This window comes from Nocardia sp. NPDC049737 (assembly GCF_040674755.1).
GTDB lineage: Bacteria > Actinomycetota > Actinomycetes > Mycobacteriales > Mycobacteriaceae > Nocardia.
Genome location: NZ_JBFANH010000023.1, coordinates 25956 through 48482, shown reverse-complemented (window position 1 = coordinate 48482; position 22527 = coordinate 25956). Strand labels below are relative to the sequence as shown.

23 protein-coding genes are annotated in these 22527 nt (G+C 65.2%); 17 read left to right on the top strand and 6 right to left on the bottom strand.

Annotated features, from left to right (window positions below):
* Window positions 1–325: 325 nt before the first annotated feature.
* The 6 genes from argC (at window position 326) to AB0J47_RS27880 (ending at window position 6454) form a co-directional block, all read left to right on the top strand.
* The gene (gene argC / locus AB0J47_RS27905) at window positions 326–1384 is read left to right on the top strand and encodes an N-acetyl-gamma-glutamyl-phosphate reductase (RefSeq protein ID WP_364352195.1); all 1059 of its coding nucleotides are present in this window, start codon (window positions 326–328) and stop codon (window positions 1382–1384) included.
* Window positions 1381–2598 carry a bifunctional glutamate N-acetyltransferase/amino-acid acetyltransferase ArgJ gene (gene argJ / locus AB0J47_RS27900; protein WP_364352192.1) on the top strand — a complete coding sequence of 406 codons (1218 nt, stop codon included), beginning with the start codon at window positions 1381–1383 and terminating at the stop codon, window positions 2596–2598. Before argC ends, argJ begins: the two co-directional genes overlap by 4 nt.
* A gap of 77 nt (window positions 2599–2675) precedes the next feature.
* Entirely contained in the window at window positions 2676–3611 is a 936-nt protein-coding gene (gene argB, locus AB0J47_RS27895; protein WP_364352503.1) for an acetylglutamate kinase, read from the top strand.
* Complete coding sequence (locus AB0J47_RS27890) at window positions 3608–4822, top strand: acetylornithine transaminase (protein ID WP_364352189.1); 1215 nt, start codon at window positions 3608–3610, stop codon at window positions 4820–4822. Before argB ends, AB0J47_RS27890 begins: the two co-directional genes overlap by 4 nt.
* Window positions 4819–5811, top strand: coding sequence for an ornithine carbamoyltransferase (argF, locus tag AB0J47_RS27885; protein WP_364352186.1), 993 nt, complete (start codon window positions 4819–4821; stop codon window positions 5809–5811). The genes AB0J47_RS27890 and argF overlap by 4 nt, the downstream gene beginning before the upstream one ends.
* 130 nt (window positions 5812–5941) lie before the next feature.
* Entirely contained in the window at window positions 5942–6454 is a 513-nt protein-coding gene (locus AB0J47_RS27880) for an arginine repressor (RefSeq protein WP_040689265.1), read from the top strand.
* 155 nt (window positions 6455–6609) lie between these two features.
* On the opposite strand, the gene AB0J47_RS27875 is transcribed toward AB0J47_RS27880, so the two are convergent.
* Entirely contained in the window at window positions 6610–6759 is a 150-nt protein-coding gene (locus tag AB0J47_RS27875; protein WP_364352182.1) for a hypothetical protein, read from the bottom strand.
* 253 nt (window positions 6760–7012) lie between these two features.
* On the opposite strand from AB0J47_RS27875, the gene AB0J47_RS27870 reads away from it, so the two are divergent.
* The 8 genes from AB0J47_RS27870 to AB0J47_RS27835 all read left to right on the top strand — a co-directional run bounded on the left by AB0J47_RS27870 (window position 7013) and on the right by AB0J47_RS27835 (window position 14439).
* Window positions 7013–8215, top strand: a complete 1203-nt coding sequence (locus AB0J47_RS27870) for an argininosuccinate synthase (protein WP_364352179.1) — start codon at window positions 7013–7015, stop codon at window positions 8213–8215.
* Between the two features lie 110 nt (window positions 8216–8325).
* A complete protein-coding gene (locus AB0J47_RS27865; RefSeq protein ID WP_364352176.1) occupies window positions 8326–9213 on the top strand; it encodes a class I SAM-dependent methyltransferase in 888 nt (295 codons plus the stop codon).
* A gap of 14 nt (window positions 9214–9227) precedes the next feature.
* A complete protein-coding gene (argH, locus tag AB0J47_RS27860) occupies window positions 9228–10649 on the top strand; it encodes an argininosuccinate lyase (RefSeq protein WP_364352173.1) in 1422 nt (473 codons plus the stop codon).
* A 179-nt stretch (window positions 10650–10828) separates the two neighbouring features.
* Window positions 10829–11152: a multidrug efflux SMR transporter gene (locus AB0J47_RS27855; protein WP_364352170.1), complete on the top strand. Its 324-nt coding sequence runs from the start codon at window positions 10829–10831 to the stop codon at window positions 11150–11152.
* A gap of 47 nt (window positions 11153–11199) precedes the next feature.
* Window positions 11200–11487 carry a DUF4253 domain-containing protein gene (locus AB0J47_RS27850; RefSeq protein ID WP_364352167.1) on the top strand — a complete coding sequence of 96 codons (288 nt, stop codon included), beginning with the start codon at window positions 11200–11202 and terminating at the stop codon, window positions 11485–11487.
* 116 nt (window positions 11488–11603) lie between these two features.
* The gene (locus tag AB0J47_RS27845) at window positions 11604–12380 is read left to right on the top strand and encodes an ATP-binding cassette domain-containing protein (protein ID WP_364352164.1); all 777 of its coding nucleotides are present in this window, start codon (window positions 11604–11606) and stop codon (window positions 12378–12380) included.
* Window positions 12377–13411 (top strand): ABC transporter permease, encoded by a 1035-nt coding sequence (locus AB0J47_RS27840; protein ID WP_364352161.1) that lies wholly within the window; start codon window positions 12377–12379, stop codon window positions 13409–13411. Before AB0J47_RS27845 ends, AB0J47_RS27840 begins: the two co-directional genes overlap by 4 nt.
* A 53-nt stretch (window positions 13412–13464) precedes the next feature.
* Window positions 13465–14439, top strand: a complete 975-nt coding sequence (locus tag AB0J47_RS27835; RefSeq protein ID WP_364352158.1) for an ABC transporter substrate-binding protein — start codon at window positions 13465–13467, stop codon at window positions 14437–14439.
* A gap of 37 nt (window positions 14440–14476) precedes the next feature.
* Here the strand turns inward: AB0J47_RS27835 and ilvA are convergent, their stop codons facing one another.
* A complete protein-coding gene (ilvA, locus tag AB0J47_RS27830) occupies window positions 14477–15697 on the bottom strand; it encodes a threonine ammonia-lyase (RefSeq protein ID WP_364352155.1) in 1221 nt (406 codons plus the stop codon).
* 69 nt (window positions 15698–15766) lie between these two features.
* A complete protein-coding gene (locus AB0J47_RS27825; protein WP_364352152.1) occupies window positions 15767–16936 on the bottom strand; it encodes a serine hydrolase domain-containing protein in 1170 nt (389 codons plus the stop codon).
* 162 nt (window positions 16937–17098) lie between these two features.
* Here AB0J47_RS27825 and AB0J47_RS27820 point away from each other — a divergent pair, with 162 nt between their 5' ends.
* From AB0J47_RS27820 to AB0J47_RS27810, 3 genes are all read left to right on the top strand, one after another.
* Window positions 17099–17821 carry a GntR family transcriptional regulator gene (locus tag AB0J47_RS27820; RefSeq protein WP_364352149.1) on the top strand — a complete coding sequence of 241 codons (723 nt, stop codon included), beginning with the start codon at window positions 17099–17101 and terminating at the stop codon, window positions 17819–17821.
* A 121-nt stretch (window positions 17822–17942) separates the two neighbouring features.
* Window positions 17943–19427 (top strand): NCS1 family nucleobase:cation symporter-1, encoded by a 1485-nt coding sequence (locus AB0J47_RS27815; RefSeq protein ID WP_364352146.1) that lies wholly within the window; start codon window positions 17943–17945, stop codon window positions 19425–19427.
* Window positions 19427–20158 (top strand): aspartate/glutamate racemase family protein, encoded by a 732-nt coding sequence (locus AB0J47_RS27810; RefSeq protein WP_364352143.1) that lies wholly within the window; start codon window positions 19427–19429, stop codon window positions 20156–20158. Before AB0J47_RS27815 ends, AB0J47_RS27810 begins: the two co-directional genes overlap by 1 nt.
* A gap of 18 nt (window positions 20159–20176) precedes the next feature.
* Here AB0J47_RS27810 and AB0J47_RS27805 read toward each other — a convergent pair whose 3' ends face one another.
* From AB0J47_RS27805 to AB0J47_RS27795, 3 genes are all read right to left on the bottom strand, one after another.
* On the bottom strand, window positions 20177–20521 hold the full coding sequence (locus AB0J47_RS27805; RefSeq protein WP_364352140.1) for a hypothetical protein: 345 nt from the start codon (window positions 20519–20521) through the stop codon (window positions 20177–20179).
* Window positions 20522–20899: 378 nt separating this feature from the next.
* A complete protein-coding gene (gene idi, locus AB0J47_RS27800) occupies window positions 20900–21478 on the bottom strand; it encodes an isopentenyl-diphosphate Delta-isomerase (protein WP_364352137.1) in 579 nt (192 codons plus the stop codon).
* A 132-nt stretch (window positions 21479–21610) separates the two neighbouring features.
* Window positions 21611–22483 carry a geranyl diphosphate 2-C-methyltransferase gene (locus AB0J47_RS27795; RefSeq protein WP_364352134.1) on the bottom strand — a complete coding sequence of 291 codons (873 nt, stop codon included), beginning with the start codon at window positions 22481–22483 and terminating at the stop codon, window positions 21611–21613.
* Between the last annotated feature and the right edge of the window lie 44 nt (window positions 22484–22527).

Below are 22527 nucleotides of genomic sequence, written 5' to 3'. Positions count from 1 at the left end.
ACCTCGTCCGCACTGAGCGACCGTCCACGGCCCCGGTAGCGCGTCCAACTCGGGTTCTACGCCGCTGCTGGACTGTTGATCATCGTGGTCGCTACTCAGGTCGCGGTGAGCACCGGTCTGATGGGCAGTCGGGTCCACCGCGATCCTGGGACTCCCGTCTGTCCCCGTCGGGGCGGGTGCTAAATCTCATCAACCCGATTGAGATGGGTTCTTTCCGGGTATGACCGCTCAGGCGTATAACGGAACGGCCTGGTGACAAGGGTCCGGCTGGGCTATGCAGACCCCCGTTCATGAATGAGCTTGCATAATCGTGCATAATCATCACATGGTTGATTCGTCGAGTAACCCAGTGTTGCGGGTTGCTGTCGCCGGTGCCAGTGGATACGCCGGCGGCGAGGTGTTGCGTCTCTTGCTCGGTCATCCGGCCTACCGCGACGGGCGCCTCGTCATCGGGGCGCTGACCGCGGGATCGAATGCGGGTAGCACGCTGGGGGAGCTCCAGCCGCACCTGCTGCCCCTAGCCGACCGCGTGCTCGCGCCGACCACGCTCGACGAGCTGGCCGGCCATGACATCGTCTTCCTCGGCCTGCCGCACGGCCAATCGGCGGCCATCGCGGAGCAGCTGCCGGAGTCGACGGTGATCATCGACTGCGGCGCCGACTTCCGGCTGACCGACGCGGTCGCCTGGGAGAAGTACTACGGCACCACGCACGCGGGCAGCTGGCCCTATGGCCTACCGGAACTGCCGGGCGGGCGCGAGCGACTGCGCGGCGCGCACCGGATCGCCGTTCCCGGTTGCTATCCCACGGTCGCCAGCCTCGCGCTGGCACCCGCGATCGCGGCCGGAATCGTCGAACCGAAGGTGAATGTTGTTGCGGTGAGCGGTACTTCGGGCGCGGGCCGCAAACTCGATATCGGTCTGCTCGGCTCCGAGGTGATGGGTTCGGTGCGGGCCTATGGCATCGCGGGCGCGCACCGGCACACCCCGGAAATCGCGCAGAACCTGCGGGCCGCCGGTGGTAGCGAGGTCGCCGTGTCGTTCACCCCGGTGCTGGCGCCGATGCCGCGTGGCATCCTCGCGACCTGCACGGCCCCGACCCGAGTCGACGCTGAACAGGCTCGCGCGGTCTATGAAAAGGCTTACGCCGACGAACCATTCGTGCAGCTGCTGCCAGAAGGCACACTGCCGCAGACGGGTTCGGTACTCGGCTCCAATGCCGTCACCCTCCAGGTCGCGGTGGATGCCGATGCCGGACTGCTGGTGGTGATCGGCGCGATCGACAACCTGACCAAGGGCACCGCGGGCGCCGCGGTTCAATCCATGAATCTGGCGGTCGGATTCGACGAGACCGCAGGACTTTCCACCGTAGGAGTGGCACCGTGACGACGATCGGAACTCCGGCAGGCAAGCTGGTCCGGAGCCAGGGCGTGACCGCACCGCTCGGCTTCCGGGCTGCTGGCATCGCCGCTGGCATCAAGGCCAGCGGAAAACCCGATCTGGCACTGGTATTCAACGAGGGCCCGGAATACGCGGCCGCGGGCGTGTTCACCCGCAACCAGGTGAAGGCCGCACCGGTGCTGTGGTCGCAGCAGGTGCTCACCACTGGCCGCTTGCGTGCGGTGATCCTGAATTCCGGTGGAGCCAATGCCTGTACCGGTCCAGGCGGATTCCAGGATACCCACCAGACCGCCGAGGAATTGGCCAAGGCGCTGAGCAATTGGGGCACCGAAACCGGCGCGGGCGAAATCGCGGTCTGCTCAACGGGTTTGATCGGCGACCGGCTGCCGATGGACAAGGTGATCCCGGCCGTCACCGAGATCGTGCACGAAATGGGCGGCGGACTGTCCGGCGGACTCGATGCGGCGCACGCGATCATGACAACCGACACCGTGCCCAAGGAAGCGGCGTTCCACCACCGCGACAAGTGGAATGTCGGCGGCATGGCCAAGGGCGCGGGCATGCTCGCCCCCTCGCTGGCGACCATGCTGGTGGTGCTCACCACCGATGCCGCCGCGAGTGCCGAACAGCTGGATCGCGCACTGCGCAACGCGACGCGGCTCACCTTCGACCGGCTCGATGTCGACGGCTCCTGCTCCACCAATGACACCGTGTTGCTGCTCGCCAACGGGGCGAGCGAGGCCACGCCGTCACAGGAGGACCTCGACGCTGCGGTGCTCGCGGTCTGCGACGATCTGGCCGCCCAGCTGATGGCCGACGCAGAGGGCGTGACCAAGCGGGTGCAGATCACCGTCGCCGGTGCGGTCTCCGAGGATGAGGCGCTGATCGCGGCGCGCGCCGTCGCCCGCGACAGTCTGGTCAAGACCGCGCTCTTCGGTTCCGACCCGAACTGGGGCCGGGTGCTCGCCGCCGTCGGCATCGCGCCGATCACCCTGGATCCGAACCGGATCTCGGTGTCGTTCAACGGAAATCCGGTCTGCGTCGACGGCGTCGGAGCGCCGGGTGCGCGCGAGGTAGATCTGTCCGGCGCCGATATCGAGGTGCGGATCGAACTGAATGTCGGTGACGGCACCGCCACCGTGCGGACCACCGATCTGTCGCACGGCTATGTCGAAGAGAATTCGGCCTACAGCTCATGATCGAGCGCGGCGAGCGAACCCTCAACACAGTCGGCATCGCTGGGCACGGCGAAGGTGAGCGCCAGCGAGCCGGAGCCATTACCAGCGATGCGGTGCAGGGACTTTCGGCGTTGGACAAGGCGCACGTCCTCGCCGACGCATTGCCGTGGCTGCAGAAGTTCCGCGACAAAATCGTAGTCGTCAAATATGGCGGCAATGCGATGATCGATGCGGGCCTGAAACATGCCTTCGCCGCCGATATGGCGTTCCTGCGCACCGTCGGTGTGCAACCGGTGGTGGTGCACGGCGGCGGACCGCAGATCAGCGCAATGCTGAAAAAGCTTGGGCTGCAAGGCGAATTTCGCGGTGGCTTCCGCGTCACCACACCCGAGGTAATGGACGTGGTGCGGATGGTGCTGTTCGGTCAGGTCGGTCGGGAACTGGTCGGGCTGATCAATGCGCACGGCCCGTACGCGGTCGGCATCTCCGGTGAAGACGCGCGCCTTTTCACCGCGACTCGACGCACCGTCGATGTCGACGGCGAGGCGACAGATATCGGGCTGGTCGGCGATGTCACCGAGGTGAATGCCGACGCGGTGCTCGACCTCATCGGCGCGGGGCGCATTCCGGTGGTCTCCACCATCGCCCCGGATGCCGACGGCGTGGTGCACAACATCAATGCCGATACCGCTGCGGCCGCGCTCGCCGAGGGTATCGGCGCGGAAAAGCTGGTGATCCTGACCGACGTCGAGGGCCTGTACACCAACTGGCCGGACCGTTCGTCGCTCACCTCGCACCTCGACGCCGCCGAACTGGCCGAGTTGCTCCCGCGACTTGATGCGGGCATGGTGCCCAAGATGGAAGCCTGCCTGCGCGCCGTGCAGGGCGGAGTGCCGACCGCACATGTCATCGACGGTCGGGTCCCGCATTCGGTGCTGTTGGAACTGTTCACCGGAGAAGGAATCGGAACGATGGTGACGCCCGCCCCGCTGCCGACGAGCGCGGCGGACACACTGAACGGAACGAAAATATGAGTGACACAGCAGAGCTGCAACAGCGGTGGTCCGCCGCGTTGATGAAGAACTACGCCACCCCCAAGGTCGCGCTGGTGCGCGGTGCGGGTGCGGTGGTCTACGACGCGGACGGCAAACGCTACATCGACTTTCTCGGCGGCATCGCGGTCAACAGCCTCGGCCACGCACATCCGGCGATTCTGGAAGCCGTCACCCAGCAGCTCGGCACATTGGGCCACACCTCGAATATCTACGCCAACGAACCGGTCATCGAACTGGCCGAACGGCTGCTCGCGCACTTCGGTGACGGTGAATTCGGGGACGGCCACGGCCGCGCGTTCTTCTGCAACTCCGGCACCGAGGCCGTTGAGGCGGCGTTCAAAATGGCGCGGCTGACCGGTCGGCCCAAGATCATCGCGACCGATGAGGCCTTCCACGGCCGGACCATGGGTGCGCTCGCGCTCACCGGACAGCCCTCCAAGCGGACGCCGTTCGAGCCGATGCCCGCCGGTGTCGTCCATGTGCCCTACGGCGATGTGGCGGCGCTCGAGGCGGTTGTCGACGAGGACACCGCGGCGGTATTCCTCGAACCGATGATGGGGGAGAGCGGCGTTGTCGTGCCGCCGATCGACTATCTGGTGAAGGCGCGGGAGATCACCGCGCGTCACGGTGCGCTGCTGGTCCTCGACGAGGTGCAGACCGGTATCGGCCGGTGCGGAAAGTTCTACGCGCATCAGGCATTCGGCATTGTGCCGGATGTGATCACACTGGCCAAGGGGCTCGGCGGTGGGCTGCCGATCGGTGCGGTGCTGGCCACCGGACCGGCCGCCGATCTGCTGACGCCGGGTCTGCACGGCACCACGTTCGGCGGCAACGCGGTCTGTGCCGCAGCGGCTTTGGCGGTTCTGCGGACCATCGATGAGACCGATCTGCTCGCTCATGTCGAATCCGTCGGCAAGCGGCTCAGTGATGGCATCGAACTGCTCGAGCACCCGCTGATCGATCACGTGCGGGGCGCGGGTCTGCTGCTCGGTATCGTGCTGACCGACGATATCTCGGCCGAGGTCGAGAACCGGGCGCGCGAGGCGGGCTATCTGGTGAATGCGCCCAAGCCCAATATCATTCGGCTCGCGCCGCCGCTGGTGCTCACCGAGACCCAGGCCGACAATTTCGTCGGCGATCTGCCCGAGATCCTCGACGGTGCGATCGCGGACGCCAAGGGGGACAAATGAGTACAGCATCGCGGAGCGATTCCCGGAGGGGCGGCGGCCGGGATACGGGTGGACCGATTCGGCACTTTCTGCGCGACGATGATGTCACGCCTGCCGAGCAGGCCGAAATCCTCGCGCTGGCAGCGGAATTGAAGAAGGACCCGTTCGCGCACCGGCCGCTGGAGGGGCCGCGCGGAGTCGGGGTGATCTTCGAGAAGAACTCCACCCGCACGCGGTTCTCGTTCGAGATGGGTATTGCGCAGCTCGGCGGGCATGCGGTGGTGGTCGACGGTCGCGACACCCAGCTCGGGCGCGAGGAGACGCTCGGCGATACCGGCAGGGTGCTCTCGCGCTATGTCGATGCGATCGTGTGGCGCACCTTCGAACAGCTGCGTTTGGACGAAATGGCGGTTACCGCAACGGTTCCGGTCGTCAATGCCTTGTCCAATGAGTTCCACCCTTGTCAGGTGCTCGCCGATCTCCAGACCCTCGTCGAGCGCAAGGGCAGTCTGGTCGGACGCAACCTCACCTACTTCGGCGACGGCGCGAACAATATGGCGCACTCGCTGCTGCTCGGTGGTGTGACTGCGGGCATGAACGTAACCATCGCCGCGCCAACGGGTTTCGAACCATTGCCATGGATCCTGGAAGCCGCGCGCAAGCGGGCGGCCGAGACCGGCGCGACCATCACCCTCACCGGCGACCCGGTTGCCGCCGCGGCGGGTGCCGATGCTCTGGTGACCGATACCTGGACTTCCATGGGTCAGGAGAACGACGGTCTCGATCGCGTCGGCCCATTCCGTCCGTTCCAGCTCAACGACGATCTGCTTGCCAAGGCGCAGCCGGATGCCCTTGTGCTGCACTGCCTTCCGGCGCATCGCGGCGAGGAGATCACCGACGAGGTGCTCGACGGACCGCATAGCGCGGTGTGGGACGAGGCGGAAAATCGGCTGCATGCACAGAAGGCGCTGCTGGTGTGGTTGTTGGCCAAGCGAGGTGAGGCGCGGTGAGTGCTTGCGAGCGATCCGGTGCCGCGGCAGCGACAGACTCGAGGGCTCGGGGTGACCACGCGGGGCCCCGCGGCCGATCCAACACGGCCTTCTTCGGGCCCGGTGCGAGACGTTTCGGTGAGGCATGGTCATGACCGTCCAGCCCGACGCGGGTAAGTCCGCTCCCGCTATCGCTCGAACCCGCGCCGGCCGCCAGTCCCGCATTATCGAACTGCTGACGGCCCACGCGGTCCGCAGCCAGACCGAACTCGCCGCGCTGCTCGCCGCCGAAGGCATCGAAACCACTCAGGCCACTCTTTCCCGCGACCTCGATGAACTCGGCGCCGTCAAACTGCGCGCCGCCGACGGCGGTGCGGGTGTCTACGTGGTGCCCGAAGACGGCAGCCCGGTGCGCGGTGTCACGGGTGGAACCGACCGCCTCTCCAAACTCCTCGGCGACCTCCTGGTCTCCACCGATGCCAGCGGCAATATCGCCGTACTGCGCACCCCACCTGGCGCCGCCCACTACTTGGCCAGCGCTCTGGACCGCGCTGCCCTCCCCTTCATCGTGGGCACCATCGCTGGCGACGACACCATCGCGGTAATAGCCCGCGAACCCCTCACAGGCGCCGAACTAGCCGCCAAAATCGAGGAACTGGCCTGAGGCGCGAACTCTCGTCGCGCAGAGTCGCCGGTCGCTCGACGTGACCGACACTGCGATTGGTGACGCACATCAGTGGCTACCCCGCATAGGGCACAACATGGTCGAGGCGAGCGCTGGATGGCGATGCTATTGCACGGCGCGAGTCTTCTTGTGCCTCAGCCGAACGGGTATTGGCCGCCGCTGTGGGGGGTGTCTGGAGTGCCGACGCTGATGATGTCTTGGACGAGGTCGAGTAGGGCGCGGCCGAGGTCGAGGACGTCGTTGCCGAGGGTGCTGAATTCTCCTGCTATGAGGTGCAGCAGCATGGGTCCGTCCTTTGCCCGCTCCGATAGTTAACGGATAAAGCGTGACATAGGTGCAAGGGGGTGCCAAGGTGCTACCGGGAAGGTTGAACTCGGACCCGGTTGTGAATGGGCTTGCATCATCGTGCATAATCATTTGCAAGACGGTGAGGGCCGCCTGACGTGCGATTTGGGCGCGTCGGTGGGCGCCGCGCCCAGCCGCCCGCGGATGCGGGCACGACCTGCAGACAAGCACGAAACCGAGGAGCACAAAGACATGTCCGAGCGCGTCGTACTCGCCTACTCCGGTGGGCTCGATACCTCCGTTGCGATCAGCTGGATCGGCAAGGAGACCGGCGCCGAGGTCGTGGCGGTCGCCATCGATCTGGGCCAGGGCGGCGAGGACATGAATGTGGTGCGCCAGCGTGCGCTGGACTGCGGCGCCGTCGAGGCGATCGTGGTCGATGCGCGCGACGAATTCGCCAACGAGTACTGCCTGCCGACCATCCAGGCCAACGCCATGTACATGGGCCAGTACCCGCTGGTCTCGGCGATCAGCCGCCCGCTCATCGTCAAGCACCTGGTCGAGGCCGCCAAGTTCCATGGCGCGAGCACCGTCGCGCACGGCTGCACCGGTAAGGGCAACGATCAGGTCCGCTTCGAGGTCGGCATCGGCGCGCTGGCTCCCGACCTGAATGTGATCGCCCCGGTCCGCGACTACGCCTGGACTCGGGAGAAGGCCATCGCCTTCGCCGAGGAGAACCAGCTCCCGATCAATGTCACCAAGAAGTCGCCGTTCTCGATCGACCAGAACGTGTGGGGTCGCGCGGTGGAGACCGGCTTCCTCGAGGACCTCTGGAATGCGCCGACCAAGGACGTCTACGACTACACCTCGGACCCGACGGTGAACTTCGAGGCGCCCGACGAACTCATCGTCACCTTCGACAAGGGTGTACCGGTCGCCATCGACGGTCGCCAGGTCAGCGTGCTCGAGGCCATCGTCGAGCTGAACCACCGGGCGGGCCGCCAGGGCGTCGGTCGCCTCGATATGGTCGAGGACCGGCTCGTCGGCATCAAGAGCCGCGAGATCTACGAGGCCCCCGGCGCGATCGCGCTGATCACCGCGCACCAGGCCCTGGAAAACGTCACCATCGAGCGCGAACTGGGCCGCTACAAGCGGCAGGTCGAGCAGCGCTGGGGCGAGCTGGCCTACGACGGCCTCTGGTTCTCCCCCCTCAAGCGTGCACTGGATGCCTTCGTCGCCGAAACCCAGCAGCACGTCACCGGCGATATCCGGATGGTGCTGCACGGCGGTTCCGTCGTGGTCAACGGCCGCCGCTCCGAGCAGTCGCTCTACGACTTCAACCTGGCCACCTACGACGAGGGCGACAGCTTCGACCAGTCGCTCGCCAAGGGATTCGTGCAGATCCACGGCCTGTCCTCCAAGGTCGCGGCCCGTCGCGACCTCAACCAGAAGTAGGCGTCGCCTTCGCTCGGCCGAGCGCGCGAGATTCAGCGACGGACTGCGTCCGACTGCGCCTATTAGGCTCGATCGGGTCGGTGCCATCGCGCCGACCCGAAAGGAGCGCCATGCGGACCGACGACGACAGCTGGGATATCGAGTCGAGCGTGGGCGCCACCGCCCTCGGCGTCGCCGCCATGCGCGCGGCCGAATCCCGTCGCCCGGACGCGCTGTTCCACGACTCCTATGCCGAACTGCTGGTGACGGCCGTCGGCTCGGAGTCGTGGACGCGCATCGCCCGCGGTGAGGTCGAGGGCCTCGAGGAGGCCGCGACGCGGGCGATGGGCCCGATCATCGGCTCGTTGATCGCGCGCACCTGCTATTTGGATACTTACTGCCAGGATGCGGCTACTGACGGCATCAGTCAGTTCGTCATCCTGGCAGCGGGCTTGGATGCTAGAGCGTACCGACTCGAATGGCCCAGCGGGACAACGGTATTCGAATTGGATCTGCCAAAGGTATTGGAGTTCAAGGCGGTAGCGCTCGCGGACGTAGAGCCTGTGGCAGAGCGCCGTGAGGTTGCGGTGGATCTGCGTCAGGATTGGCCAACGGCGATGCGGGAGCACGGATTCGACCCTGCCGTGCCGACGGCATGGCTGGTCGAGGGACTGTTGCGCTACCTCCCGGCGGATGCGCAGGACCGGCTGTTCGACAGCATCGTGGCGCTGAGTGCGCCGGGCAGTCGCGTGGGGATCTACCGCTCGGGAATGCCGGCACCCGACCCGAATGCCGTGCGAGAGGTGGAATCCGCTGAAATCGACGTCCGGGTCGACGTCGGCACCCTGTGGTATTCCGACGAGGGCCGCAGCGATCCGATCGACTGGTTCACCAGCCATGGCTGGACGGCGACCCGCGCCGATCCGGTCGAGGTACTGCGCAACCGCGGCCGCGAAGTGCCGCAAGACGCCGCCGCGAAAATGACCACCGACATTTTGTTCACCGCCCGACGACCCTGAGGAGACAGCACACGATGACGCAGAGCGGCAGCACCAACGAAGGGGCGCTCTGGGGCGGACGTTTCGCGTCCGGACCGGCCGCGGCGATGGCCGCGCTGAGCAAGTCGACCCATTTCGACTGGGCGCTGGCTCCCTACGACATTCGCGCGTCGAAGGCACACGCGCGCGTGCTGCACAAGGCGGGACTGCTGTCGGAGAGCGACCTCGCCGCCATGCTGGCCGGACTGGATAACCTTGCGGCGGGCGTGGATTCGGGTGCGTTTGCCCCCGCCGAGGCCGACGAGGACGTGCACGGTGCGCTGGAGCGCGGGCTGATCGATCGGGTCGGCGCCGAACTCGGCGGCCGACTGCGGGCCGGGCGCTCGCGTAATGACCAGGTGGCCACGCTCTTTCGGATGTGGCTGCGTGATGCGGCGCGCCGGGTCGCCGCCGGGCTTCTCGAGGTGGTCGACGCGCTGGTCGCCCAGGCGGCCGCGCATCCGGATGCGGTGATGCCAGGCAAGACGCATCTGCAGGCCGCGCAGCCGGTGCTGCTCGCGCATCATCTGCTCGCACACGCGCATCCGCTGCTGCGCGACATCGATCGGCTGCGCGACTTCGATAAGCGGGCGGCGGTGTCGCCCTACGGTTCGGGCGCCCTGGCCGGTTCCTCGCTCGGACTCGATCCGGAAGCCATCGCGACCGAACTGGATTTCGATGCGGCGGCGGCGAATTCGATCGACGCCACCTCCGCACGTGATTTCGCGGCCGAGGCGGCGTTCGTGCTCGCCATGATCGGCGTCGATCTGAGCAGGATGGCCGAAGAGGTGATCATCTGGAGCACACCGGAATTCGGTTACATCACCCTCGCCGACGCCTGGTCCACGGGCTCGTCGATCATGCCGCAGAAGAAGAATCCGGACGTCTCCGAACTCACTCGTGGCAAGGCCGGTCGCCTCATCGGCAATCTGACCGGACTACTGGCCACTCTGAAAGCCCAACCGCTCGCCTACAACCGGGATCTGCAGGAGGACAAGGAGCCCCTGTTCGATTCGGTCGCCCAGCTCGAGCTGCTGCTCCCGGCCATCGCGGGCCTGGTCTCGACGCTCACCTTCCACACCGACCGCATGGCCGAACTCGCCCCCGCCGGTTTCACCCTTGCCACCGATATCGCCGAATGGCTTGTCCGGCAGGGTGTTCCGTTCCGTGTCGCGCACGAGGCCGCAGGCGCCTGTGTGCGCGCCGCCGAGGCGCGCGGCGTCGGCCTGGACGAACTGACCGACGAAGAATTCGCCGCCATCGATCCCGCCCTGACCCCCCACGTCCGCGAAGTCCTCACCGTGCAGGGCTCGATCGCCTCCCGCAACGCCCGCGGCGGAACCGCAGGCGTCCAGGTAGCGGCCCAACTCACCGAGATCCGCAACACCGTCGCCACCCTGCGCTCCCTTTCCTCCTAACCCGCGCCTCGCGCAGGCCCTCAGCTCAACGATCAAGATCAGGTGGAACTGAGGGCGGCATCGCCCGAGAGGCCCCACCATCAGTGCCACCTGATCTTGATCCAGGCCCTGTTGCTGGGGCGGGTGATCTTTCGATCCGCCGGTGCAAACGCTTAATATCGCTGGTTTACGCTGCGCCGATGACCCTGCTGTTGCTGGCGCTGGCCATCGCCTCCGAAATCACCGCGACCGTATCGCTCAAAATCTCCGACGGTTTCACCAAATTGGTGCCCGCGATCATCGTTGTCCTCGGCTATAGCGCGGCCTTCTTCTTCCTGTCCCAGGCTTTGAAGCGCGGCATGCCGATCGGTGTCGCCTATGGCATCTGGTCGGCGGTCGGCGTCGCGGCCATCGCCGTCATCGGTGTCCTTTTCCTCGACGAAAGACTTTCGCTGATCCAGGTCGGCGGCATCGCATTGGTGATTCTCGGTGTCTTGGCTCTGGAACTCGGTGGCGCACATTGACATCCACGCGGCGAGATTGTCGGTGGGTGGCTGTTGAATGACGGCTCATGAAGAGAGATTTCGAGGCGCTCAACTACGCCCTCGACGGCGCCGACCACGCGTTGATGCTGCGCCGGTGGGCGGCCTCGGAGCGGAGCTGCGAACTCGTCGCATTGGATTCCGACACACTGTGGCTCGCCGTCGCACACGAGCCGGAGCTGACCGAAGACGCCGCGCTCGCGCAGGCCTTGGAGGGGTATCTGTACTGCCCGGACGCTGCCGAACAGGATCGCGATTCACTCGATGAACTCGCCGAATCCATGCTTCGGCAGCTGTGGCGCTTCTGGTGGGACTGATCGGTCTCGTTGCGCCCTGCGCATTTTGCCGAATTCGTCCCATGGGAGGCGGCGGCGAACGTAGCATCGGCCGATGGATCGGACGCTTGCTCAGCTGAGTAGACGCGGGTAAGGGTATGGCATCGGAACCGGGCGATGTAGTACTCGAGGCCCAGGCGTTGGGGAAACGCTACGGCGGTGTCGAGGCGTTGCGGGGAGCCAACTTTCAGGTCCGCGCCGGTGAGGTCGTCGCATTGATCGGCGATAACGGCGCGGGTAAATCCACACTGGTGAAATGCCTTTCCGGGGCGGAACAACCGGATTCGGGGACCATCCTGCTCGACGGTTCGGAAACGGTGCTCGGTACGCCGACCGCCGCACGCAATCTCGGCATCGAAACCGTATATCAGGACCTCGCCGTCGCACCCGATCTGGACCCGGCCGCCAACCTCTTCCTCGGCCGGGAACTGATTCGCCGCGGGTGGGCGGGCAGACTCGGCATGCTCGACAAGCGGGCGATGCGAAACCAAGCCGTCGAGCACTTCCGACGCCTCGGCGTGACACTGCAGAGCGCTGATGTGCCGATCGGCGCCCTGTCGGGCGGACAGCGCCAGAGTGTCGCTGTGGCGCGCGCGGTGCTGTGGGCGAGCAAGGTCGTCTTCATGGACGAACCGACCGCGGCCCTCGGGGTTGTGCAGCGCGAGCGGGTGCTCGAGGTGATCCGCAATGTGCGTGACCAGGGCATTGCCGTCGTTCTGATCAGCCACAATATGCCCGAGGTGCTGGCGGTGGCCGACCGGATCGAGGTGCTGCGACTCGGCAAGCGGGTGGCCCGGTTCGTCGCCGCCGATGCGACGCTGGAGCAGTTGGTCGGCGCGATGACCGGAGCGCTGTCACATGAGGACGCCGCATGAGGAAAGTAGCGCCGAATGGCGGCCCCGATCTGCCGGAACGCACTGTACTGCAACGACTTCTGGGCGCGAGTACGTTGTGGATCGGTGTGGTGCTCGTTGTACTATACGTCGTTTTCAGCGTCATCCGCCCCGACGCCTTCCCCACCCGCTTCACCCTGCAGACTCTGCTGATCGAAACGTCGGTGCTGCTGGTGCTTTCGGTGGGCATGACCTTCGTGATCATCACCGCCGGCATCGACCTGTCGGTCGGCATGGTGCTGATCTTCGCGGGCGTGCTCGGCGCGAAAACGATGGAATGGCTGAGTCCCGACGAGAACGCGACCGGCGCCGGCTGGGGAATTATCGGTGTCGGTTTCCTGATTTCCATTGCGGGCGGCGGCATCTGGGGCCTGCTCAATGGAATTCTGGTGGCAAAGGCCAAGATTCCACCGCTGATCGTCACACTCGGCTCATTCGGTGCGGCACTCGGTGCGGCACAACTCATCACCGGCGGTGTCGACACCAGAACGGTGCCCGATAAGCTGCGCAACTCGTTGGGTTTCGGGACGTCACTGGGTGGCGTACCGAATCTGGTGCTGGTCGCGGCGGTGGTAACGGTGCTCGCCGCCTTGGTGCTGCACACAACCCGATTCGGCCGCTACACCTATGCGATCGGCTCCAATGAGGAGGCCGCGCGGCGCTCGGGCATCGCGGTCACCCGCCACCTCGTGCTGGTCTATCTGATGACCGGATTACTCGCCGGGCTGGCCGGATTCATGAATCTGGCCTACTTCGGCACGACCACCATCGGCGGACACGGTACCGACAATCTGGATGCCATCGCCGGTGTAGTCATCGGCGGGACAAGCCTTTTCGGCGGGATCGGCACCATCGTCGGCACCGTCATCGGCGTCTTCATTCCGTCGGTGCTCCGCAAGGGCTTCGTCATCGCGGGTGTGCCGGTGTTCTGGCAGCCGATCGCGGTGAGCGCGGTGCTGGTCGGGGCGGTGTGGTTCGACCAACTGCGCCGCCGGGCCCGAGACCGCAAGTAGAGAGGTAAGCAGTTACAACACTGCGCGATAAGAGAATAGGCGGAGGTAGCCAAATGAGGGTGGCGAAGCGGACCGCGGTGGTGATCGGCGCGATGGCGGCGGTCGGCGCACTGGTGGTGGGCTGTGGTGGTTCGGTGAACAATTCCGGCAGCACGGATGCCAAGAAATTGGTGCTGATTCCGGGTGTCGCCGACGAACCGTTCTACATCTCCATGCAGTGCGGCGCGCAGGACGAGGCGAGCAAACTCGGCTACAAACTGCAGACGCAGGCGCCGACCAAATTCGATGCGGGCGCGCAGACTCCGGTGCTGACCGGCGTGGTGGCCAATAAGCCAGGCGGCATCCTGATCGCCCCTACCCATGCGCAGGCAATGGCGAATCCGATCAAACAGGCCAAGGATGCCGGGATCAAAATCATCGAGGTCGATACCGCACTGGACGACACCTCGATCGCGCTGTCGTCGATCGCATCCGATAACAAGAAGGGCGGCGAACTCGCGGCGCAGACGCTCGCCAAGCTCATCGGCGACAAGGGCCCCGTACTGGTGATCAACACCAAGGCCGGAACCTCCACTACCGACGCGCGTGCCCAGGGTTTCGAAGATGCGGTGAAGGCCTATTCGGGCATCACCTCGCTCGGCGTGCAGTACAACAATAATGAAGCGGCTCAGGCGGCTTCGATCGTCACCGCGACACTGGCCGCCCATCCCGACCTCGCCGGGATCTTCGCCACCAACCTGAGTTCGGCCGAAGGCGCGGCCACCGGATTGCGCAATGCCAATAAGCTCGGCCAGGTCAAATTGGTCGGCTTCGACGCGAGTCCGAAACAGGTCGAGGATCTGAAAGCCGGTACCGTGCAGGCACTTATCGCACAGGATCCGGCCGGGATCGGCGCGAAGGGCGTCGACGAGGCCGCGGCCGCGCTGGAGGGCAAGCCAGTGATCCGCAATATCCAGACCGATATGGTGGCTATTACCCAGGCCGATATGGATGCCAACTCGAAGTACTTCTACAAGCGCAAATGCTGACGGAGTCGACGTTGGGTCCGAGCACGCTCGGACCCAACTAATCCTCCACGCGCACCGCGTACCCTGAATTCTCCAGCGCGGCAAGCACATCGGCTCGGTGCGTAGGACCCCGGGTCTCCAACGTCAGCGATACCTCGACCTCGTCGACCGCGAGCCACCCACCGGTCCGCGAGTGCACCACATCCACCACGCTCGCCCCGGTCTTCCCGATCACGGCGAGCAATCCGCTCAACGCGCCGGGAAGATCCGGAATCGTCACGCGTACAGCCAGATACCGCCCGGCCGCACCCAGTCCGTGACCGATGATTCTGGTCAGCATCATCGGATCGATATTGCCACCGGACAGGATCGCGCATACCGACCCCTGCAGCCCGAGTTCGGTGGGCTCGCAACTTATCAGGGCCGCCACCGCGGCGGCACCGGCGGGCTCGACGATCAACTTCGCGCGTTCCAGACACAGCAGCAGCGCCTTGGACAGCGCATCCTCATCTACCGTCACCACTGCGGGCACATGCGCCGCGACATGCGCGAACGGCACCTCACCCGGCAGTCCGACCGCAATACCGTCGGCCATGGTCGACATCCGCGCCACCCGCATCGGCTTACCCGCCGCCAGCGAATCCGGCCATGCCGCGGCCTGGGCCGCCTGCACCCCGACCACCCGCACTCGCGGTGCGACATGATGCAGGGCAATGGCGACCCCAGCGAGGAGCCCACCACCGCCGGTCGGCACGATCACCGTTCCGACCTCGGGCATCTGCTCGATGATCTCCAGTGCCACCGTCGCCTGCCCGGCGACGATATCGGCGTGATCGAACGGATGGATCAGTGTCGCACCGGTCCGTTCGGCGAAATCCAGTGCGGCATCCAGCGAGTCGTCGATGGTCTCACCGACCTGGCGCACCTCGGCGCCATACGCCTTGGTGGCCACCAACTTCGGCAGCGAAGCACCCATCGGCATGAACACGGTCGAGCGAATCCCGAGCGAAGCCGCGGCCCATGCGACGCCCTGCGCGTGATTGCCCGCACTTGCCGCCACCACGCCGCGCGCCCGATCTTGCGCCGGTAGGTTCGCGATCCGGAAATACGCCCCGCGCGGCTTGAAGGAGCCAGTGCGCTGTAGGTTTTCGCACTTCAGCCGCACCTCGGTTCCGGCAAGCTCTGACAACACCCGTGACGCGACGACCGGCGTCCGTCGAATCACCGGCGCCAATGCCGCCGCGGCCGCCTCGATCCGCTCCAGTCCCAGCAACTCCATGCGCCCATGCTGCCAGCCCATGGCACGAATGTGCGACATGGTCAGGAATCATCCGATGATTTCCCGCGCCTATCCGGCCTTCGCGATATTGTGCGCAATGGCGCCGAGCCGCGCCAGTCGCGCATCGCCCAACGGCGTCAACCTCCCACCGAGCCGATTGGTGACGAAGGCCAGCGACATACCGGTAGCCGGATCAGCGAACGCCCCCGAACCACCGAGGCCGAAATGACCGAAGGCGGAGACGGGTTCGGCCTTCGACGGCTTCATCGGCACACCGTGGTAGCCCAGCGCCCACGGAATGCGAAACGCTAGAACGTAATCGGGAGTGAAGACCTGGCGCTGGGTGATCTGTTCGATCGTTTCCGGCCGCAACAACTGGAAGTCCCCGAGTCGCCCATCGGTCGCGAGCGCGCTGTACATCCTCGCCAGCGCACGCGCCGAGAAGACCCCGTTGACGCCCGGAATCACGCAATCATGCAGGCGCGGATCGGAAACCATATCGGCGAACCCGCGTGGTGTGGTTTCGGCGGCCGCCGCGAAACGAGTCCGGCCCATCAGCCGCGCACTGTTGTCCCAATTCATCCCCGCGACGGTGAGCCGCGGAAAGTTGGTGGCAATGCGGCCGCGCTCGGATTCCGGCACCCGGAACCAGAGCTCTTGCGCCGCAAGTGGTTCCGCGATTTCGGTGCGCAGCAGCTCGGTGAAGTCCGAACCGGAGACCCGTCGAATCAGCTCGGCGACCAAATGTCCGAAGGAGATTCCGTGATAGCCGCTGGTCACCGTGTGGCGCGGATCGGGGGCGCAGGCCGCGAGTGCGGCGGTGACCTCGGCATCGTCGAAGAAACGCGCCACCGGCCCTGGCAGCAGATCACGCAACCGATGCAGACCCGCCCGATGCGTGAGCATTTCCCGCACCGTAATGCGGTCCTTACCCGCCGCCCCGAATTCGGGCCAGTAGGTGGCGACCGGCTCGTCGTAGTCGAACAGACCGCGCTCGGCCAGTCGGTGCGCCAGCGTCGAGACCACACCCTTGCCGGTGGAATAGGCCATTGCCACGGTATCGGCGGCCCACGGCACGCCCGGATGCGCGAATCCGGCCCACACGTCCACCACCGGTTCGCCATGCTGATAGACCACGAGCGACCCGCCGCCGTCGCTCGGCCGCCGAAACAGTCTGTCGAACTCGGCGACCAGGCGCACATAGCGACGATCCACCGACTGCGTTGCCGTAAGTGTCATCGGATTACCTCTGTCGTTAGGCCGACCAACAGCATCGCACGACGGCCATGCGGCCCATCGTGCTGCCGAAATTCCAACCGTGAGACCAGTCGGTTCGGTGAACTTTTCCTGACTGTCACATCCGCGACCGAGATCGCAATACGGCTCGCATAGCGTGCCAGCATGCCCCCGAGACGACGATCGGCGCTACTGGCCAGGTTGGTTGTCGACGAACCAGGCCGACCGCAAGTGATCCTCGGCGAACTGCGCCGGGTGATTCTGGATGGCGCCGTGCCGCCGTGCACCGTGATCCCGCTGCGCGAGGTCGCCGAATTATTCGGCGTCAGCCATATCCCAGTGCGCGAGGCGCTCAAGACATTGATCGGGGAGGGACTGGTCACCCATCGGCCGCACGGTGGGTACGCGGTGGCCCAGCTGACCTCCAACGAGCTGCGCGAAATGTATATCGCGCGGGAGACGCTGGAAACCGCCTCACTGGCGGCCGCGGCCCGCAATGCCACCGACGCCGACCGCGCCCGCCTGCTTGAGGTGAATTCGCTACTGGAACAGGCGATTCGAGATGACGACCCGGTCTCGTACCATCGCCAGTCTCGCCATTTCCACGTGGCGCTGACCAAGCCGTCGCGGATGTTCCGGCTGCTGCACATGCTCGAATCCGCGTGGAATGTCACCGAGCCCGTGCAGTCCATGGTGCATATCGGCCCCGGCGATCGGGTGCGCCTGCATACCGATCACGCGCTGATGCTCGATGCATTCATGGCCCGGGACGTGGATCGCCTTCTGCTGGTGGCCGAACGGCATCACCGCAGGTTGGAAACGGTAATCGCGACATTGCCGACCGATACCGGACTGCTCGCGCCGGAAGATATATCGATCGCGCAATAGCCGGGCAATAACTGCGCAATGGCGGGGCAATGCATGGTTCTTACCGTCGTTTCGATCACACCGCCAGCGACTGCTTGCAGGTCGGTCGAAATAGCACAGCCACCCTCGGATGGGAAACACCATGACCGAAACGCTTACCACCGCGGCGCCGCCTGTTCCCGCGTCGCCCGCCTACGACCCACGGCTGACGAATGCGGATCTGGCCCCGCTGCGCGAGCAGACCTGGGGTACCTACAACATCTTCGCGTTCTGGATGTCGGACGTGCACAGTGTCGGCGGCTATGTCACCGCGGGCAGTCTGTTCGCACTCGGACTAGCCAGCTGGCAGGTACTCGTGGCGCTGCTGATCGGCATCACCATCGTCTATTTCTTCTGCAATCTGGTCGCGAAGCCGAGTCAGGTGACCGGGGTGCCCTATCCGGTCATGTGCCGCAGCGCATTCGGGGTGCTCGGCGCGAATATTCCGGCGATCATCCGTGGCCTGATCGCCGTCGCCTGGTACGGCATCCAGACCTTCCTCGCCTCGGCGGCGCTGGATGTCGTACTGGTGAAACTGTTTCCGAGCCTGGCCCGGTATGCGGTCGTCGACGACTATGGGTTCCTCGGTCTCTCGGTGCTCGGATGGGGCAGTTATCTATTGCTATGGGTGGTGCAGGCCTGCGTGTTCTGGCGCGGCATGGAATCGATTCGCAAGTTCATCGACTTCTGCGGTCCCGCTGTATATGTCGTGATGTTCCTGCTCTGCGGTTACCTGATCGCCAAGGCCGGTTGGAGCGCCATCGACCTGAAGCTCGGTGAGGTGAAGTACACCGGCTGGGCCTCGGTCCCCGTCATGCTCGGCGCGATCGCGCTGGTGGTCTCCTATTTCTCCGGTCCGATGCTGAACTTCGGCGACTTCTCCCGCTACGGAAAGAGTTTCGCGGCGGTGCGGCGCGGCAATCTGCTCGGGCTGCCGGTCAACTTCCTGCTGTTCTCGCTGCTGGTGGTGATAACCGCATCGCTGACGGTCCCGGTCTACGGTCAGCTGATCACCGATCCCGTTGCGACGGTGGCCCGTATCGACAGCACCTTCGCGATCGTCCTGGGCGCGTTGACCTTCACCATCGCCACCATCGGCATCAATATCGTCGCCAACTTCATCTCACCGGCCTTCGACTTCTCGCACGTCAGCCCGCAGCGAATCAGCTGGCGCGCGGGCGGCATGATCGCCGCGGTCGGCTCGATCCTGATCACGCCGTGGAACCTGTACAACAATCCGGAGGTCATCCACTACACCCTGGAAGTGCTGGGCGCATTCATCGGCCCGCTGTTCGGTGTCCTCATCGCCGACTACTACCTGGTGCGCAAACAGCAGGTCGTCGTCGACGACTTGTTCACCTTGTCGCGGACCGGAACCTACTGGTACAGCAGGGGTTACAACCCGGCAGCGATCATCGCCACCGCCGTCGGCGCGATCGTCGCGGTGATCCCGGTGCTCGCCAAGGATGTCACCGGCATGTACACCGCCGCGCAGTACAGCTGGTTCATCGGCTGCGGCCTCGGCTTTCTCGTCTACTACCTGCTGGCCACCCGAACCCGGTTGGCAGTGAAGGGAGTCAGTGCCTGATGCGCATCCGGGTCGTCAACCCGAATACCACCAGGGCGATGACCGACACGATCGAGCAGTGTGCCAAGGCCGTAACGGGCCGGGGCACGCTGCTCGATGCGGTAACCGCCGACATGGGGCCCGCCTCGATCGAGAGTCATTATGACGAAGCCCTCAGCGTCCCAGGCATTCTCGACGCCATCCGGCGCGGCGAACACGAAAGTATCGACGGCTATGTGATCGCGTGCTTCGGCGATCCCGGCTTGGATGCGGCCCGAGAACTGGCACGCGGCCCGGTAATCGGCATCGCGGAGGCAGCCATGTACACCGCAAGTCACCTCGGTGGCGGCTTCAGCATCGTCACGACGCTGAGCCGCACCATCGGCCGCGCGGATGAACTGGTGTATCGCTATGGCATGCGGCGCTTTTGCCGCGGGATCCGCGCCTGCGAGATCCCGGTGCTCGCCCTGGACGATCCGGATGCGCGCAAAATCATCACGCAGGCCTGCAGCGATGCGGTCGACGCCGATGGCTCTGATGCGATCGTGCTCGGTTGCGCGGGCATGGCCGACCTCTGTAACCACATTCGCGACGAGATCGGCGTACCGGTGATCGACGGCGTTGCCGCGGCCACCCTCACCGTGCAGTCGCTGATCACCCTCGGCCTGCGCAAATCGGGTAGGGGAGAGTTCGCCACGCCACAACCGAAGCCGTACAGCGGTCTGCTGCGTTCCTTCGGCTCGAAACTCTGAGCCGTCAGGCGGCGGCGGTCAGGCGGCGGCGGTCAGGGTTTCCATAGCCGCATCGGGATCGTCGACATCGACTACGAGACGGGTGAACCCCGGACCGGCGAGGTCGATGAGAATGGCTTGGCCGTCGAACCTGGTGTCCCAGAACTCTTTTCGCCCTCTGCCGCGATAGGTCCCCGCAGCGATCACACCGGGAAAGAAGGTGCCGGGTGCGCGGACCCACGGCGGGCGCAGATCGACCGGGGCGGGGGTCACCCCTTTGATATCGGCTAGATCGAAGGTCACGTGCTCGCGCAGCGCCAGTAGTCGGTGCCCGCCGAGCACATGAACCGTCACCTTATCGTCTGTGACTTCGACTTCGACCATCGTGCACCTCGCTGAATTCAAGACCTCGTATGTGATCCAGGATCCGAGTCGCTCCTGTTCGCACCCTGTGTCGTTCCTGTGATTTCTCGAAGGCTTTGTTCGGTGTTACAAGTGCCGTGTATCCGCAGAAATACTTGCTGAAACGTAGATATGCGCATCAGAACATGTCAGGTGACACTCGAAAGTCAGCCAAGACATATGTCTCACCAAAAACCAGCAAGGAGAGGGACGCGCTCGCGCCGACTTGCCGGCCCACTCCAGGCCACCCGCGGACTCGGCCGAGGCAGCTACGCGCGGATCACCACCGACTAAGAAATGACGCCGGAGATGATCGGTGACTGCCTCGGCCTCGGCCTACGTACCGGCATCGGCTGACCTTCAGATGACCCGAAAAGCTTCTTCCGCGATATCGAGCACACCGAGCAACCACGGGGTGTAGCTCCCCGGATCGTCGGCGATCGCATCCCGCAGCGCCTCCGGCTGGATCCACGCATAGTCGGCGACCTCCGCCGGATCCGGCCGTGGCGCCGCGGACCGTAGGAACTCGGCATTCAGCCGTCCGATGAGCACATGATCCCATTCGTGCTCCACTCGACCGGTCGCGGAATCCTGCGCGTGATACCGGAAGATGCCGACCTCTGTCAGCGCGGTGGCCAACCCCAACTCCTCGGCCAACCGGACCGCCGCGGCCGCCGCTACCGGCTCGCCCGGCGCGGGATGACCGCAGGCGGTGTTCGCCCACAGCAGCGGGAACCGAGTCTTGACCGCAGCGCGCTGCTGCAACAGCACCCGACCTGCATCGTCGTACAGCAGCACCGAGAACGCGCGGTGCAGCAGCCCAGGCGCGGTATGCGCCTGCGCCACCGGGCACGCACCGACCGCGCGCCCGGCCTTGTCCACGAGCTCGACGGGCAGGGCCTCACGGTCGGTGATCGGTTTGGCCAGCGTTTCGGTCACAGCTCCACCTCGCTAGCGCTCGCCTCCGCTGTGACCGATGGTGTTGCGCCCATGATTCGCTGGCTCATGCCTCCACCTCGCTGGCGTTCGCCTCCGCTGTGACCGATGGTGCTGCGCCCATGATCCGCTCGCTCATCGCCCCACCTTATCGGCGGCAATCAGCAGGTATTGGAAGCTGCCCTCCTTGTAGGCGGTCAGGAACGGCTTCTCCACCCCGGTCGCCAGCTCGGATTCGGTGCGCAGCTCCCAGTAGGGAATCGTGGCGGCGGTCAGATCGATCACATTGACCGGCACCAGATTGTTGTCGGCCAAAGCCCGGAAATACTCGCTGCGCGGATGAATCATGCAGCCGTAATGGGCGTCGATCCAGCTGACCGAGGCCGAGCGTCCGCCGTTGACATCATTGGAGCAGCCGGTGATGCAGACGTAGCGACCGCCGGGTTCGAGCAGCCTGGAGAACTCCTCGAACAGCTCGCCGAGCGCGACATACATGGTGGTCTCGTTGGTCCAGATGCCGCGCATGGCTCCGGTGTCGAAACCGGTATCGAGCATATTCCGGAAATGGAAGCGCACCTTGTCCGCGACACCGCGATGGGCGGCCTGATCATTGGCGAAGCCGACCTGATATTCGGAAATGGTGACGCCGTCGACCTGACAACCGAAGCGCTGATTGGCCATAAAACTCGTACCACCGCGGCCTGATCCGCCGTCCATCAACCGATCGCCGGGCCGGATATCACCGAGGTGGTCCAGCAGCAGCGAGGCCTGTGCGGTCTCGAGGCGGTGTAATTCCTTGACGAGCCGTTCTTCGCGAGAATCCGCCGGCCCGGCCAACGCCGCCTGATCGGGTTCGCCGATACCGTAGTGGTGGTGGAACAGCCCGTCGACCTCACCGAGTCTGGTATTGACCCGGTCGTCATTCGGGTTGTTGTTCCAGTACTCGGCAACGGCCTTCTGGTAGCTGGTGCGCAGGACGGACCCCGTGTCGGGATTGAGCATGGTCATGCCTGATCATCCTCTCGTGTTGCGGTACTACTGATTTCGTTGCG